Annotated in this window: 15 protein-coding genes and 1 pseudogene; 12 read left to right on the top strand and 4 right to left on the bottom strand. The window is 64.6% G+C overall.

Annotated elements, in window-relative coordinates; translation table 11 throughout:
• The first annotated feature begins 148 nt into the window (after positions 1 to 148).
• The 5 genes from I7X18_RS14760 to I7X18_RS14740 all read left to right on the top strand — a co-directional run bounded on the left by I7X18_RS14760 (position 149) and on the right by I7X18_RS14740 (position 4,405).
• A complete protein-coding gene (locus I7X18_RS14760; protein ID WP_226864306.1) occupies positions 149 to 1,486 on the top strand; it encodes a DUF8832 domain-containing protein in 1,338 nt (445 codons plus the stop codon).
• Positions 1,483 to 1,890, top strand: coding sequence for a FixH family protein (locus I7X18_RS14755; RefSeq protein WP_198730451.1), 408 nt, complete (start codon positions 1,483 to 1,485; stop codon positions 1,888 to 1,890). The genes I7X18_RS14760 and I7X18_RS14755 overlap by 4 nt, the downstream gene beginning before the upstream one ends.
• Positions 1,891 to 1,904: 14 nt before the next feature.
• Entirely contained in the window at positions 1,905 to 3,017 is a 1,113-nt protein-coding gene (locus I7X18_RS14750) for a hypothetical protein (protein ID WP_193047957.1), read from the top strand.
• Entirely contained in the window at positions 3,014 to 3,562 is a 549-nt protein-coding gene (locus I7X18_RS14745; RefSeq protein ID WP_193047958.1) for a hypothetical protein, read from the top strand. The genes I7X18_RS14750 and I7X18_RS14745 overlap by 4 nt, the downstream gene beginning before the upstream one ends.
• Positions 3,563 to 3,853: 291 nt before the next feature.
• A complete protein-coding gene (locus I7X18_RS14740; protein WP_193047959.1) occupies positions 3,854 to 4,405 on the top strand; it encodes a YaeQ family protein in 552 nt (183 codons plus the stop codon).
• 434 nt (positions 4,406 to 4,839) lie between these two features.
• On the opposite strand, the gene I7X18_RS29620 is transcribed toward I7X18_RS14740, so the two are convergent.
• Positions 4,840 to 5,163: a helix-turn-helix transcriptional regulator gene (locus I7X18_RS29620; RefSeq protein ID WP_226864307.1), complete on the bottom strand. Its 324-nt coding sequence runs from the start codon at positions 5,161 to 5,163 to the stop codon at positions 4,840 to 4,842.
• A gap of 103 nt (positions 5,164 to 5,266) precedes the next feature.
• Complete coding sequence (locus I7X18_RS29615) at positions 5,267 to 5,671, bottom strand: nuclear transport factor 2 family protein (RefSeq protein ID WP_226864308.1); 405 nt, start codon at positions 5,669 to 5,671, stop codon at positions 5,267 to 5,269.
• A 170-nt stretch (positions 5,672 to 5,841) separates the two neighbouring features.
• On the opposite strand from I7X18_RS29615, the gene I7X18_RS14730 reads away from it, so the two are divergent.
• The 3 genes and pseudogenes from I7X18_RS14730 to I7X18_RS14720 all read left to right on the top strand — a co-directional run.
• Positions 5,842 to 6,648 (top strand): PTS sugar transporter subunit IIAB, encoded by an 807-nt coding sequence (locus I7X18_RS14730; RefSeq protein WP_193047960.1) that lies wholly within the window; start codon positions 5,842 to 5,844, stop codon positions 6,646 to 6,648.
• Between the two features lie 8 nt (positions 6,649 to 6,656).
• Complete coding sequence (locus I7X18_RS14725; RefSeq protein WP_193047961.1) at positions 6,657 to 8,219, top strand: PTS ascorbate transporter subunit IIC; 1,563 nt, start codon at positions 6,657 to 6,659, stop codon at positions 8,217 to 8,219.
• 233 nt (positions 8,220 to 8,452) lie between these two features.
• Positions 8,453 to 8,552 (top strand): annotated as a pseudogene (locus I7X18_RS14720) (IS481 family transposase); the annotation flags it as partial.
• A gap of 86 nt (positions 8,553 to 8,638) precedes the next feature.
• On the opposite strand, the gene I7X18_RS14715 reads toward I7X18_RS14720, so the two are convergent.
• Positions 8,639 to 9,829: a cytochrome P450 gene (locus I7X18_RS14715; RefSeq protein WP_193048155.1), complete on the bottom strand. Its 1,191-nt coding sequence runs from the start codon at positions 9,827 to 9,829 to the stop codon at positions 8,639 to 8,641.
• 250 nt (positions 9,830 to 10,079) lie between these two features.
• On the opposite strand from I7X18_RS14715, the gene I7X18_RS14710 reads away from it, so the two are divergent.
• Both I7X18_RS14710 and I7X18_RS14705 read left to right on the top strand, forming a co-directional pair.
• The gene (locus I7X18_RS14710) at positions 10,080 to 10,712 is read left to right on the top strand and encodes a DUF3159 domain-containing protein (RefSeq protein ID WP_193047962.1); all 633 of its coding nucleotides are present in this window, start codon (positions 10,080 to 10,082) and stop codon (positions 10,710 to 10,712) included.
• 183 nt (positions 10,713 to 10,895) lie between these two features.
• Complete coding sequence (locus I7X18_RS14705; RefSeq protein WP_193047963.1) at positions 10,896 to 11,336, top strand: MarR family winged helix-turn-helix transcriptional regulator; 441 nt, start codon at positions 10,896 to 10,898, stop codon at positions 11,334 to 11,336.
• A gap of 72 nt (positions 11,337 to 11,408) precedes the next feature.
• Here the strand turns inward: I7X18_RS14705 and I7X18_RS14700 are convergent, their stop codons facing one another.
• A complete protein-coding gene (locus I7X18_RS14700; protein ID WP_193047964.1) occupies positions 11,409 to 12,284 on the bottom strand; it encodes an LLM class flavin-dependent oxidoreductase in 876 nt (291 codons plus the stop codon).
• 134 nt (positions 12,285 to 12,418) lie between these two features.
• On the opposite strand from I7X18_RS14700, the gene I7X18_RS14695 reads away from it, so the two are divergent.
• Together I7X18_RS14695 and I7X18_RS14690 are read left to right on the top strand one after the other, a co-directional pair.
• Positions 12,419 to 12,916, top strand: coding sequence for a MarR family winged helix-turn-helix transcriptional regulator (locus I7X18_RS14695; RefSeq protein ID WP_193047965.1), 498 nt, complete (start codon positions 12,419 to 12,421; stop codon positions 12,914 to 12,916).
• A gap of 293 nt (positions 12,917 to 13,209) precedes the next feature.
• Positions 13,210 to 13,740 (top strand): hypothetical protein, encoded by a 531-nt coding sequence (locus tag I7X18_RS14690; protein ID WP_193047966.1) that lies wholly within the window; start codon positions 13,210 to 13,212, stop codon positions 13,738 to 13,740.
• Positions 13,741 to 13,766 lie beyond the last annotated feature (26 nt).

Genomic DNA, 13,766 nt, shown 5'->3' with positions numbered 1-13,766 from the left:
TGGGATAACCCCGGCGACACTCACATTTTTGAGCGGGATGCTGGTGGTCGTGACCTTGGCCGGCGTGATGAGCTGCGCAACCCCTGCGCGACATAGTGGGAAGTTATCCCCCAAGACGCTGGCATTCTTGAGCGGCATGCTGATGGTCATGACCTTGGTTGGCGTACCTGCGGCGCGGGCCGATGGGATCGGATCGGATGCAGACGTGCACGTCGCCCAGTCGCTCGGCGGTCGGGAATTGACGGTCACGATCCGGCGAGTCGGGCCGGTCCTCGGGCCTCTGCACGTCGACGTCGCCACACATCACGGCGACGCTCCAGGCGCACTGCAACTCACCGCGTCGGCACCGGGAGCCACTACCAGCAGCGAGCAGGTGAAGCTCGGCCCGCCCGGCATCTATTCGGCGACACTGAACGTCGACAGGGCCGGACCGTGGGAACTGATCGTCGACGACGGCCACACCGCGGCACGGATCCCGTTTCTGGTTCCCGCGCAGGTGATTCCGCCGTGGAAGAAAGCCAGTGACTACGGCTTCTTCTCCGCGGGCGCGCTGCTGATTGTCTCACTGGCAGCCGCGTTGCGCGCGCGCCGCAGCTGGATGGCCCTAGTCCCGGCGACCGGCATGATCGTCGCGCTGACGGTGGCTGTCACCGGCGCGATGCTGTCGGCGTACTCCCCGCCACCCCCGCAGCCCGGCCAGGACCTTGACCCCACCCTCGAGAACATCCGTGATCCCTACGCACGCATTGGGGCCAATTCGCTTAATCCGGTGGATTATTCGCGGCCGCCGGTGAACATGGCGGTGTCCGCTGGCCAGTCCACGCTGCGATTGAACCTCACCGACTCCTCCACCGGCCGACCCGCCGACGACCTGCTGATCCACCACGGCGCGCTGATCCATCTCATCGTCGTCTCGCCTGCGGGCACCATGTCACACGTGCATCCTGTCCGTGTCGCGCCGGGACGGTACGAGGCGAAGTTCGCCACCACCGAACGCGGGACATACGCGATGACGGCCGAGATCGCCAGGCGCGGCGGCGGGGTGCAACTGCTCCGTGGCTCGGTCGACGGGCGATCCGCTGCCGCACCACCCACCGCAGCGCCACCCTCGCAGGGCGAAATCACCGCGACGGTCGCGCCGGCGGGCAGCCCGAGCACCATCCGGGCCAGGTTCGGGGACACCCCCGACCTGCAGCCGTGGCTCGGGATGGTCGGACACATGATGGTCGTCGGACCACTACCCGACGGCCCCGACATCGGCAAACACGCACTGACAGCACCGGTCTGGTCGCATGCGCATGCCATGGTGCCGCCCGCACCCGGCGCCGCAGGCGGGCAGCCCGACGAATCAGTTGCCCGGTACGGGCCCGAGATCGATTTCACCTACTCGTTCGCACTGCCTGGCCGCTACAAGGTATGGGTGCAGACCGAACGCGACTACGCCATCCTCACCGCGCCAACCGAAGTCGAGGTCCGCCAACCGTGAGTCGCCAGCGCTTTCTTGTCATCGCCGCGATCGCCGCCGCCGTCGTCGGCGCCGGAATCTGGTTTCTGTGGCCGAAATCGATGGAGGATAGCGCGGCCACCGTGACGGCAGGACCGTACCGTGTGCAGCTGATCGGCGAGCCGCCGAAGGTCGGAATCAGCCCTGCCACCGTCGAGATAACCGGCAACGGGGGCCAGCCACCCACACCGGACTCAGTCACCTTCGAACCCGTGATGCCCCAAATGGGCCATGCCACAACACCTGTGGCTGCCGTGGCCCAAGGCGACGGTCGGTACCGTGCCGACGTCGATCTGTCCATGGCCGGGCAATGGGACATCACGGTCCGCATTGCCGCGAGCGGCCAAGTACAAGAAGCAGTTCTGAGCGTCACCACCAACGGCTAGAAAGGCACACCGCCATGACGAGTGCGGATTCGCGCGGCAAGTTACCGGCGTTTGTCATGCTCGCCGGCACCCTGATCTCGCTGTCGGGGTTGACCTGGGACGTCGACTGGCACCTTGACGTCGGGCCGGACAGCTTCTTCACGCTGCCGCACTTGTTTATCTACTCAGGCGGCGCGATCGCCGGCTTGACCAGCTTGGTGATGGTGTTGCGGGCCACCGCCGCACAGCGCAATGGCCAGGATCTCGATCCGACCGTCGGCGGTCGCGCGTTCAAGGTGCTCGGCGTATTCGCCGCGCCGATCGGCTATCTGATCGCCGGCATCGCCGCGGCCTCCTTCCTGCTGTACGGGTTATACGACGAGTGGTGGCACGGCCTGTACGGATTCGACGTGACCGTCGCGTCGCCGCCACACCAAGGTTGGCTGACGTCGATCTGTGTCACCATGATCGGCACCGCGATCGTCTTCGCAGCGGCCCGCGAACATCGCTGGGGCCGTTGGGGATTCATGGTCTCGATTGCGGCGTTCGGGCAGTACGCCTCGATCCAAAGCGGCGCGCTGGCAGACCTCAACCTGGGCGCGACCATCGACTGGCCCACCCTGACCTGGCTGGCCATTCCGCTCGTCTGCGTGCTGGTCGGATCTCAAGTCGTGCCGCGCGGCGGAGCCATCGGCACCGGCCTTCTCACACTGGTGCTGAACCTGGCGACCTGGTCGTTCGCCAGCTGGGCGGTCGGCTGGTATGCCGACCTGCAGCACTTGGCGCTTCGCGACTTCGTCGAGTTGGGCTTTCCCTTCGACATGGTGCTGATCCCCGCAATCGTTTTCGTGTTCGGCGTCGTCGTCGAGCTCCTGCTGCGGTGGAGAGGCGCGAGCGCCTGGCTGCTAGCCGGTTCCGGCGCGGCAGGTGTGATCGCGATCACGTGGCTGCTCAGCTCAATGGGATCTGGGGGCGTCGACCTGGGTGGTGAGGACGGCGGCGGACACGCGGGCAGCATCCTGCTGACGTGCGTCGCCGGGGGCCTGCTCGCGGGGGTGCTCGGCGGCGCGACGTGGCGACTCGGCCGGGCACTGCGTGCAGCGAACGCGACACCTGCCGTCAGTGCGACCGTCGGTGGCACGGCATGACCATCCACAAGGGGTTGCGGGCGAGGGTCGCGATGCTGTGCGCCGTCGCCGCGCTGTCGATCGGGGTGGCACCGGCCGCGGCCGCCGATCCGCTGGACTACGTCGTGCACACCGAGCACGTCCAGGTGGGCCCCTACCCGGTGACGGTCGGGTTCACCGTGTGGCCGCTGCGCGCCATGCAGTCGTTGGATTTCACGTTCGAACCGGACGGCGGAATCGCAGGCAAGTCCGGCACCATCGCGGCTATCGCTCCCGATGGCCGGGAGGACGGGGATCGACTGTCCCGGCATCCCCGCAACCGCGATGTGTGGGGCCTTGACGTGGAGTCTCTCGACTCCTCGGGGACGTGGACGCTGCAGTTCACGATCGACGGTCCGCAGGGCGAAGGCACCGGCGACCTGGCCGTCGACGTGCTCGGACAGCCAGGACCCCCGCTGGCGCTGAGCTGGCTCGTCGGGCTCCTCCCGCTGGGGCTGACGTTGGTGTTCTTCGCGGTGGTCTGGATACGCACCGGCCCGCGCAGGAACGTCGACACGAGTTCCTAGTGGACCGTCTCAGTTCGGCAGCCTCGCGCATTGCCGTGACATGAATCGTGTTGGAGCACCAGCAGGTACCGTTCGACGGGACACGCTGCCGCCTTGGCGCTTCGGCACGTAAGCCACCGCCCCAAGCCGGGGCCGCGGCGGGCCATCCTCGCCGCGGTTGACCTGGCGTTGCGACATGGTTGCGTGCCGGGGGTCTGTCGGTGGCGACTCGATCCAACGGCCAGCGCGGCGGCCTGACCACTCGAAGCGGCCTGACTGCTCGGGGAACACCACCTGGGTGGACAATATGACGTGGCCCTTTCTGCAACAGTGTTCAAAGTCGAACTTGGCGTCTCCGATGTCGATCACGGTTACTACGCCGATCACGCGCTGACCGTGGCCCGTCATCCTAGTGAGACCGATGAGCGGATGGTGGTGCGGTTGTTGGCGTTTGGGCTGCGCGCACACCGGCTCAGCGACGTCGACGGTGAGTTGGCGTTCGGGGCGGGCCTGTCCACCCCTGGCGTACCGGACTTGCGGCTCGCGGACTACACGGGCCGGATCCTGGAGTGGGTCAACGTTGGCCAGCCCGACGAACGCGCCTTGGGCAAGGCGGCCAGCCAGGCCGACCAGGTGGTGCTGTTCCCGTTCGCCGCCGGCGTAGCCACCTGGTGGCGCACCGTGGGACCCAAAGTGGCGGGGCTGCCGAACCTGTCTGTGGTGCAGATACCGCATGAGCCGGTGCAGCAGCTGGCTCAGACTGTCGATCGACGGGTCGCGGCGCAGGTGATGGTGATGGAAGGTCAGGTGACGATGACCGTGGGCGGTGTCGACGTCACCTTCACGCCCGAGCCATTGAAGTGAACGTCTGAGCCCGAGGTGCCAGTCGATAGCGCTAGCGCCATGGACGCTGACGTCATCGTTGTCGGGGCGGGCCTGGCCGGACTGGTCGCCTCTCCCGACGTCATCCACGCCTCATCGCAGGTAAGCGACTCAACCTCATCCTCACGGGTGGCGACGATCTGCGGGCTATGGCGCGTGACGACATCAACATGGACACTGCGATCCGAGCCAAACTCGTGCAAACGAGCGCACTTGTCCGCCCAATCGCTTCCTGCGCATGCAGGATCCGGGTGAGGTCACCGCGAGTGAATCGGCGATCGTTTAGCCAGCTTTTCACAGTTGGAATATGCAGGAAACGATATGCAGAGTTACCAGTAGAGTATGCCGTTTCATCAGAGGAATCACGGCAGTTCCGAGTGACCCCACACCTGGCATGCGGTTGCCAGCTCCGGGCATCACCCGAGCCGCCGCGTGCGCCACCGCGACAGATCCGCGTCGACCACCGCAGGATCCCGTTCGGGAAAGACCTCTTCGGTGATCTCCAGGTGCCGGATGCGGTCGAGGTGAAATCCGCGGATGCCTTCGCGCAGCCGACACCATCCCACGAACAGCCACGCATCACCTCCGCGCAGCAGACCCATCGCCTCCACGTCACGGACGGTGTGGGTCTCGCCGTCCTCGGAGGCGTAGTCCACCCGCACGACCCGGCGTGCGGCGATCGCCTCGGGAATCAGCGAGATCGCCGCCTCGGACGGCAACTGGGAGTCGATGACGAACATCGACGCCAGCGCCTCATCGACTGTCGGGCGCTGATCCTCGCAGCAGATCGACCAGCGCGTACAACCGCTCGGCTCTCCTCATGAACGTGAGTCTCCCCCGGTCTCAGGTGAGGTGCGTGCGCGTCCCGCCCACCGACCACACCTCGCGGACCAGCCCATCCTCGGTGAAGTCGAAGACATCGACCCCGCCCGCAGCAACCTCTCCAGCCCGGACGTTCCATAGCATCCGCCCGTGCGCGCCGTCCACGGCCCGCGCGACTTCGGTGAACACCGTTCCCGGATGCAGCTCGCGATACAAATCCAGGAACCGAGCGAAACTCTCCGCGCCCAGCACGTCGTCGCCCGGGTTCGACCCATCCGTATCGGAGTTCAGGAAATGAATCCGGAAGTCGTCGGTGCAGATCCGACCCGCGATCTCACCGTCCGTGTTCCACATCTCCAGCCACACCGCGAGCGCCGCATCCGCAGCAGCCGAGTTTGTATCCACCATGTTCGCGTCTTTGTTCATGACACCAGCATCAGACACTGCGGCGACAACGGTATGTCGGTGTTTGTGTGCCAAGTCGACCGACACGAACGCGCCGTCATGCTGATCGCAGAGCGCGCAGCGCGGGCGATCCTGGGATAAGTCGCGTCAGTGTCCTGTCTCACTTGGATCTGGCGGTCTAGGGTGGGTTCATGGCGGAGTTGGTCGATCTGCTATCCGAAGAACGGATTGCCCTGGACGTCGCCGCCGACAGCTGGCCGGCGGCGATCAAGGCCGCTGGTCTACTGCTGGAACGGGCGGGCATCGCCGATGCCGCCTACACCGACTCGATGATCGCGAACGTCGAGGCCAACGGGCCCTACATCGTCGTAGCTCCGGGATTCGCATTCGCACACGCCCGGTCCTCGTCGGCGGTGCACCGCACCGGGATGTCGTGGGTGCGCCTCGCTCATCCAGTTGATTTCGGCCACAAGACAAATGACCCGGTGACACTGGTGGTGGCATTGGCCGCAACCGATGCCAAGGCCCACACGGCCGCGATGGCGCAACTGGCCAAGGTGCTCGGCGATCCGGTCCGACGCACGGCGCTGGACAACGCAGCCACCCCCGCCGAGGTGTTGGATGCGCTCGGCGGCAAGAAGTCCCCTTCCCAAACGTCCCCTTCCCAAACATCCGCTGCTCAGACGTCGGCTGCCCAGCCGACCACCAACACCAACAACCTCATCCTCACGGTGTGCGGAAACGGATTGGGTACCAGCCTGTTTCTGAAAAACACCCTCGAGCAGGTGTTGCAAACCTGGGGCTGGGAAAGATTCATCAACGTCGAAGCCACCGACACCATCTCGGCGAAGGGCAAAGCCAAGAGTGCCGACCTGATCCTGACCTCCGGTGAGATCGCCCGGACCCTTGGTGATGTCGGGGTGCCCGTCAAGGTGATCGACAACTTCACCTCCACTGCCGAGGTCGACAGCGCACTGCGCGACTCATACGACGTCTAGGAAATTCTATGAACTGGCTGGTCAGTATCGCCGAGTTCCTGGTCAATGAGATTCTCGCGGTCCCAGCCTTCCTGATCGGCATCATCACCGCTGTCGGCCTGATCGCACTGCGCAGGTCCTCAGGACAGGTGATCGGCGGCGCACTCAAGGCCACCCTGGGTTTCCTGTTGATCAACGCCGGAGCGGGACTGGTGGTCAGTTCACTGGAGCCCCTGGGCGTGATGATCCAGGGGGCCGCGGGCACCCAGGGCGTGGTGCCGACCAACGAGGCCATCGTCGGTATCGCGCAGGACGAGTACGGGGCGCAGGTGGCCTGGCTGATGATCCTGGGGTTCGCCGTCAGCCTGTTGCTGGCCCGGTTCACGCCACTGCACTACGTGTTCCTCACCGGTCACCATGCGCTGTTCATGGCGACTCTGTTGACCATTGTGCTGGCCACCGCGGGGTTGGAAACGGCGGCCGTCATCCTTCTCGGCGGCTTCCTGCTCGGGGTGGTGATGGTGTCGCTACCGGCGATCTCGCAACCCTGGACCAAGCGCATCACCGGTGACGACAGCATCGCCATCGGCCACTTCGGCACCATAGGTTATATAGCTTCGGGCATCACGGGCCGGTTTGTCGGCGGGAAGAAGAGTCAGTCCACCGAAGATCTCAAACTGCCCGAATCTCTGCGCTTCCTTCGTGATTCGATGGTCGCCACCGCTTTGTCGATGGTGTTGATGTATCTCGCAGTCTCGCTGCTGTATATGGCCAGAGCCGGTCAGGAGACCGCATTCGCCGCATACGCCGACGACACCGGCGCCGGTGCCGCCGTGGATGTCGGCAACTTCTTGATGATGGGCGTGACCCAGGGGCTCGGCTTCGGCGTGGCCGTTGCGGTGATCCTGTTCGGCGTGCGCACCATCCTGGGCGAACTGGTACCGGCGTTCCAGGGAATTGCCGAGCGGGTGGTGCCGGGCGCGGTGCCCGCCCTCGACGCACCGATCGTGTTCCCCTATGCACAGAACGCGGTACTCATCGGATTCATCTCGAGCTTCGTCGCCGGTCTGGTGGGCCTGGCAGTGCTGTCGGTGTGGCTCGGTCCCGCGTTCGGTTGGGTGCTCGTGCTCCCCGGCCTCGTGCCGCACTTCTTCACCGGCGGCGCTGCGGGGGTGTACGGAAATGCCACCGGCGGTAGACGGGGCGCGGTCGCCGGTGGGTTCGTCAACGGGCTGTTGATCACGTTCCTGCCGGCATTGCTGGTGCGGGTGCTCGGGTCTTTCGGCGAAGAGAACACCACCTTTGGCGACGCCGACTTCGGTTGGTACGGAATTCTTTTGGGCAACGCCGCCAAGCTCGGCCCCGTGTGGGGCATGGTGACGATGCTGCTCATCGGCGTCCTACTGCTCGGGCTGGCGATCCTGGTGCAGAAGCGTCTGGTGGACACCAACTGGGACCCGTCACCGGGCCGCCCTGCCCCGGTTGCCGCCGGTAGTGGGGCCACCACGACTGCACCGACCGGCGGGCGCAGCTATCCCAAGATTCCGCCGCCGGCGGGCGCGCCTCCACCCCCACCGCCGCCGCAAGCCTGAACGTCGTTCGGCAGGGCGAGATACAACGGCGCGAGAGCGCAATTCACATCATCTGGGGCTTGCGCGCCAACCCCAATGCCCGTCTCAGCGGATACTGGCAACTCGACAGTAAGGCACACCTCACTATCGAACGAAATTGCGAAAGTGAACGATTAAGCCCAAGGCCCAGGCTGCAGCGGGGTCGATTTGGCGAAACTGCCCCGCCCAACGGTTTATGACGGTCGGGCCAGGTTCGGGGCGTTACCGTCGAGCGGGTCCTGTCCAACCAACGGCTATGCCTACCGGTCCTACGCGTGGCGCGATGCCTGCACCGAACTGAACATCAGACCTAGGGCGCTTATGTCTGCGACGGCGAGCCCTGGCCAGGAGCGTCCGATCAGGAAACCCGATCGACGGTGGCGTTGCGTCGGCGACGCTTTCTACCATGTGACCTGCAGTGAACGTAGTCCGTAGACAAGATTGAATGGGCGGAAGTCGATGCCGGAGAACGGCTCTGCAAGTGCTAGTTCGGGGAAGCGACGAAGTAATGCGGGAAACGCGATCTGCATCTCCAGCCGGGCCAGCGGCGCACCGAGGCAATGATGGATGCCGTGGCCGAAGGCGAGGTGGCCTGGGGCGCCGCGATGGATGTCGAGTTCGTCAGGCGCGTCGACGTACTGCGGATCCCGGTTTCCTGACGGCAGTGACATCACCACGAGCTGCCCAGCCGGTATCAAGGTACCGGCGATATCGACATCGGTAGTGGTGATTCGTGGGCTGCCGCTGTGCACGATCGAGAGATACCGCAACAACTCCTCAACCGCTGGCGCGAGAGCGGTGGGTTCCTCCCGCACGGCAACGAGCTGGTCGGGGCGCTGCAGGAGCGCAAGCGTGCCCAGGCTCAGCATGTTTGATGTGGTTTCGTGGCCGGCCAGCAATAACAGCCCGGCGACCCCAACGACTTCGTCGTCGGTGAGTTCGTTGCCGTGGTCGCGGACCAACATGCCAAGGATATCTTCGCCCGGCGCGCTACGAACGTTGCTCACCAAGGAGCGCATGTACTCCCGGCCCTCCATCTGCAGGGCGAACCGCTCGTCCGCGCCAACAGAGATATCGAGCTGCCGGGCGGTTCGCTGCTGGAAACTCTCCCGATCGCGGTAGGGAACACCGAGCAGCTCGCAAATTACCAAAGATGGGATCGGTAACGCGAAAGAACTCACCAGATCGACAGGCGGCCTGCATTGTTCCATTGCATCGAGGTGGGACTCGACGATCTCAGCGATTCGGGGTTTCAGTTTCTTCATCCGATGCACTGTGAACGCTGGGGTGAGCATCCGGCGCAGGACTTGGTGTTCGGGTGGGTTCATGACCAGGAGGTTTCCAGTGCGCGCCGCGGAGCGATCGAGGACGCTGACGGTAGACGGCCCCGGGGGGTCACCAGGCAGTCCGCCATTGGCGAAAACTGCCGGGTCCGATAGCGCCTTCTTGATGTCCTCGTAACGAGTGAGCAGAGTCGCCGGCACACCGAACGGTGTCAGGATCGTGGTCACGCCCGAAGACTCACGAACCGCGCTAATTCGCTGGACAGGGTCGAAATCGATCCGCTGCATGTGAAGTGGCGGCGTCGGCATCACGGCGTGTCCATGCTGTGGCCGCAGACCGGTGATGCCATGGGGGGCTGCCGTGCTACGGCTCCTCCGAGGCGCACCTCCCAAAGGAATTGAGCCGGACTGATGGTGGTCAACATGCATGGATCGTACATGATCATTACGTGTGGAATGCATCATAATTTAGGTGTAAAGTGCACCATAATGCAAAGCCGGGCCAAGTCCGGGGACGGCAGAGCAGTCGTTCAGACTGCGGCGATGAAAGGGATTCCGCATGAGACCCACCGCCCCAGGCGATCCAGCCACCAGCGAACAACTCGTTCTTGACCGCATAGGGGGGCCGAAAGGTTTTGTGTACTCCACGATCCCGGTCGTCGTTTTCGTCACCGGCAACCTCTTTCTGCCACTGACTGCGACCATCAGCATCGCCGTCGCCGTCGCCGTCGCGATAACGGTGTTCCGGCTGCTGAGCGGCGAACGCTACACCTCCGCGGCCGGAGGTTTAGTTGGCGTTGCCGTGGCTGCGGGCATCGTGATGCTCACCGATTCGGCGAAAAACTACTTCCTCGTGGGTATCTGGGCGTGCTTCGCCGGTTTCATCCTCACCCTCGTCTCTGTGCTGGCCCGCTGGCCGGTCACCGGCATCATCTGGAGTTTCCTGCACGGCGGCAAATATCGCTGGCGCGGCAACCGCGCCGTCCTGCGCGCCCACACCCTCGCCACACTGGCCGCTGCCACGGTCCTCGGCTCCCGCTTCGTCGTCCAGCAATGGCTCTATCTCGCTGACAACACCAGCGCACTGGGGCTGGCCCGGGTCGCGATGGGGATGCCCCTCTCGGCCCTCGTCATACTCACCGCCGTCTGGGCCTTCCGCCGTAGCCGTCATCACCTCATCGCCGAACACTGACCACCCAGCGCTGCTACCCAACGGCGCCGAGATCATGCGCCGTCGCCAAGCCCGTTCGACCACTTAATGCGCGGTCTGATACACCTATCATGGACGCGGCCACAATCCAGGTCGACATGAGACGAGGAAACTCGAGAGGCAATGGGGCGACGCAGGAAACTCGAAGACCGCATCATGGACGCAATGGGGCTGCTGATGCGCACGTCCGAAAGCTACCTCGACGACCTCGCCGCCAGCTTTGCCGACGGTCTGCACCGTGGAACCGTGCTCCCACTCACGGTGCTGCACCGCATCGGTCCTGCCCGCGTATCCGAGCTCGCCGAGGCTCTCGGCCTGGACCGCACGACCGTCACGCGGCACCTCGATGAGTTGGAGCGTCGCGGGCTCATAGATCGCCGGCCAGACGAGCGCGATCGCCGTGCCATGCACATAAGCCTCACCCCAAAGGCCGCCACCCACCTCGACTCCATGCGAGCCAAGAACCGGCAACGCATCAAACGGATGTGCTCAGACTGGACACCTGAGGAACGCCAAACCTTCGCAACCCTGCTCACCAAATTTGCACAACACAGTCACACACGCTTCCTGGAAGAACCGGAGAAGGACCGCCGCCACGCCCCTTGAGGCCACCACCCGGGGAGCAGCCCTCACGCAGCGATGAGCGCCCGTGGTCGCGCTTGTCTGGACGTACCGCCGTTAAGCGGTGTCGGTATCCAACGCGGCTGATTCAAGGTCGCTTCCGATGGCGTCCGCCAGGCGAGAGACCTCGTCGAGGTTGTCAGTGCCGGGGATGAAGATGATTTCATCGACATCGAGTTGCGTGTACTGATCAATCAGCTCTCTGACTGTTGAGTGCGACGTGCAGACGACGACGCTACTGGCGATGTGGTCGGGCGCCTGCTGGTAGAAATGCCTGACGTTTGCCCAACCGAGCTCGGTGTTCCCCAGGGCGAAGTAAGCCAGCACCACCAGTTTCGGCTTACCGGGGCGGCCCGCTTCCCGCCAGGCTCGCTTCGCCTCCGTAAAGGCGGGTGCTGTCATGTTCAGGGGCAGCGCACCGCCGATGTAGCCGTCACCCCAGCGCACCATGCGAGACATGGTGCGCGCGGAATATCCACCGATCAGCACGGGAACCTGTCGCGTGCCAACGGGCACAACGGGATTCGATCCCTCTCCCCTCCACAAATCGCGGTAGGTTCCAAGGTCTGATTCCAATCGTTTGCCGCGCGCGGCAAGCCCCAATCCGGGCGTAACGAATTCTTCTTCGCGGGAGCCCAAGCCTACGCCGAGGGTCAGTCGGCCGCCCGATACACCGTCGATGCCGGCGATCTCTTTTGCCAGCAATGCCGCAGGCCAGGTCGGGGCGAGCAGAACCGCAGTCAGAAGATTGATCGTCCTCGTCGCGCCCGCGGCAGCCGCAAGTGCCACCGTGTCCACCACCCCGGGATACGCGTACCGCCCGATGGTGGCGAGCGTCGCGAACCCTGCACGTTCGGCGTCCGCGGCCCAGCGCGGAATGACGGACGCGGCGACGTTGCGAACCTGGTTTGGGAGTCCAATGCCGATGTGCACGAGCTGTCCTGTTCATCGTTCGGTTGGCGGCAGATTGCACAACGTCTGTCGCTACCTGTGCTCCGCTTGCGTTCGACGCGCACCAGGCACGCGGGTCGCTTCACAGTTGGCACAGCATCTGACAGCATGTTGTCATGACAGACTATACCGCTATACGACAGCATGCTGTCAAATCTGGTGAGCCAACGTGCGTAGCCTTCTCAGAACTCATTGATCAAATCGGCAGGTTGGCGAACGTCATCGAGGCAGTTGGTAATGGTCTCGCGCGGCCCAGTGGTCAGAGTTTGGCCCGCTGGCAGGTTCTCGCGGCCGTCGACACCCAGCCAGCCCCGGTCTCCGGCATCGCCGAACGCCTCGGACACAGCCGGCAAAGCGTCCAGCGCATTGCCGACCTCCTCGTCGATGATGAATTAGCTCTCTACCGTCCCAATCCGGCGCATAGAAGGGCCAAGATGCTCGAGATCACGCCCGCCGGACTAACGGCACTGCATCGGATGCAAGCATTGTTCGACCAACTCGCGCAGCGGACTAGCGCAGGTCTGGAACCTGAACACCTCGATCTCGCCCGCCACACCCTCATCGAACTTCGTCAACGCCTCGAGGCGGAGCTGCCCCACCTCCCTAGAAGCTGAGCAACTGCGCGATGAGCAACTGTCAGCGCTCGTAGACGCCTCAACCGCGCATTGACCGCCGGCGCCACCGAGATCGCCGTCTCCGGCTCGGCCACCGAGCGTCACCCGCTTAGAGATTGGCTACACAGCGCGCAGCGGCGCGTACGCCCGCGACGATTTCCGCGAATCCCGCTCGGCGGTTGCAATGTCGATTATGGGGAACCCCTCTAGCACCAGCCCTGTCAATCGACGAGTCAGCCGAGGACACTCCGCGCCCGGTGCGCGAACACTCCGACGAAGGAAAGAGCTAAATCTTGACAACCGCAGACGCACGGAAACAGAACAACCCCACCACTAACGACACCAACGCCGACTTGGAGGTCGATCACGCCGCCTTGGATGAGCCGCGTGGCGAGTGGCAGGCCGCAGAGCAAGCGGCGGCCAAGGCCGAGAACCAGCTCGCCCTCGTGTTGGAACGGCTCGAGGATAATGCCGAACGGCGCAGCGCCGACGAGGCCGCGCTGCAAGCCGCAGTCGACCAGCAGGCCGAACTCAGGCGTGCGATCAAGACGTCGGCTGAACAGCGGGAAACGCTGCGCAAAGCGCGAAGCAAGGCCCAACGCGAAGTGGAAGAGGCGCGCAAGCGGGCCCAAGCCGCTGAGGCGAAGTACGACGAGGCTCTACTCGCTGAGGTGCTGGCCGCGCAGAAGAGCAAGGATCTGTCTGCGTTCGATGGCCAGGCGCAGCCAGTCCAAGACGAATCCAGCGCCGTGGCAGCACCCATCGCGCAGTCCACTGCCCAGTCGACGGCCGCAGCCGTGACGGCTCGCAACGCTGGCGCCTAGTCTCCTAACCTCCTGCGCCGCAGAGC

This window comes from Mycolicibacterium baixiangningiae (assembly GCF_016313185.1).
Lineage (GTDB): Bacteria > Actinomycetota > Actinomycetes > Mycobacteriales > Mycobacteriaceae > Mycobacterium > Mycobacterium baixiangningiae.
Note: the sequence above shows the minus strand (reverse complement) of the source record. Positions and strands in the feature narration are given on the sequence as shown.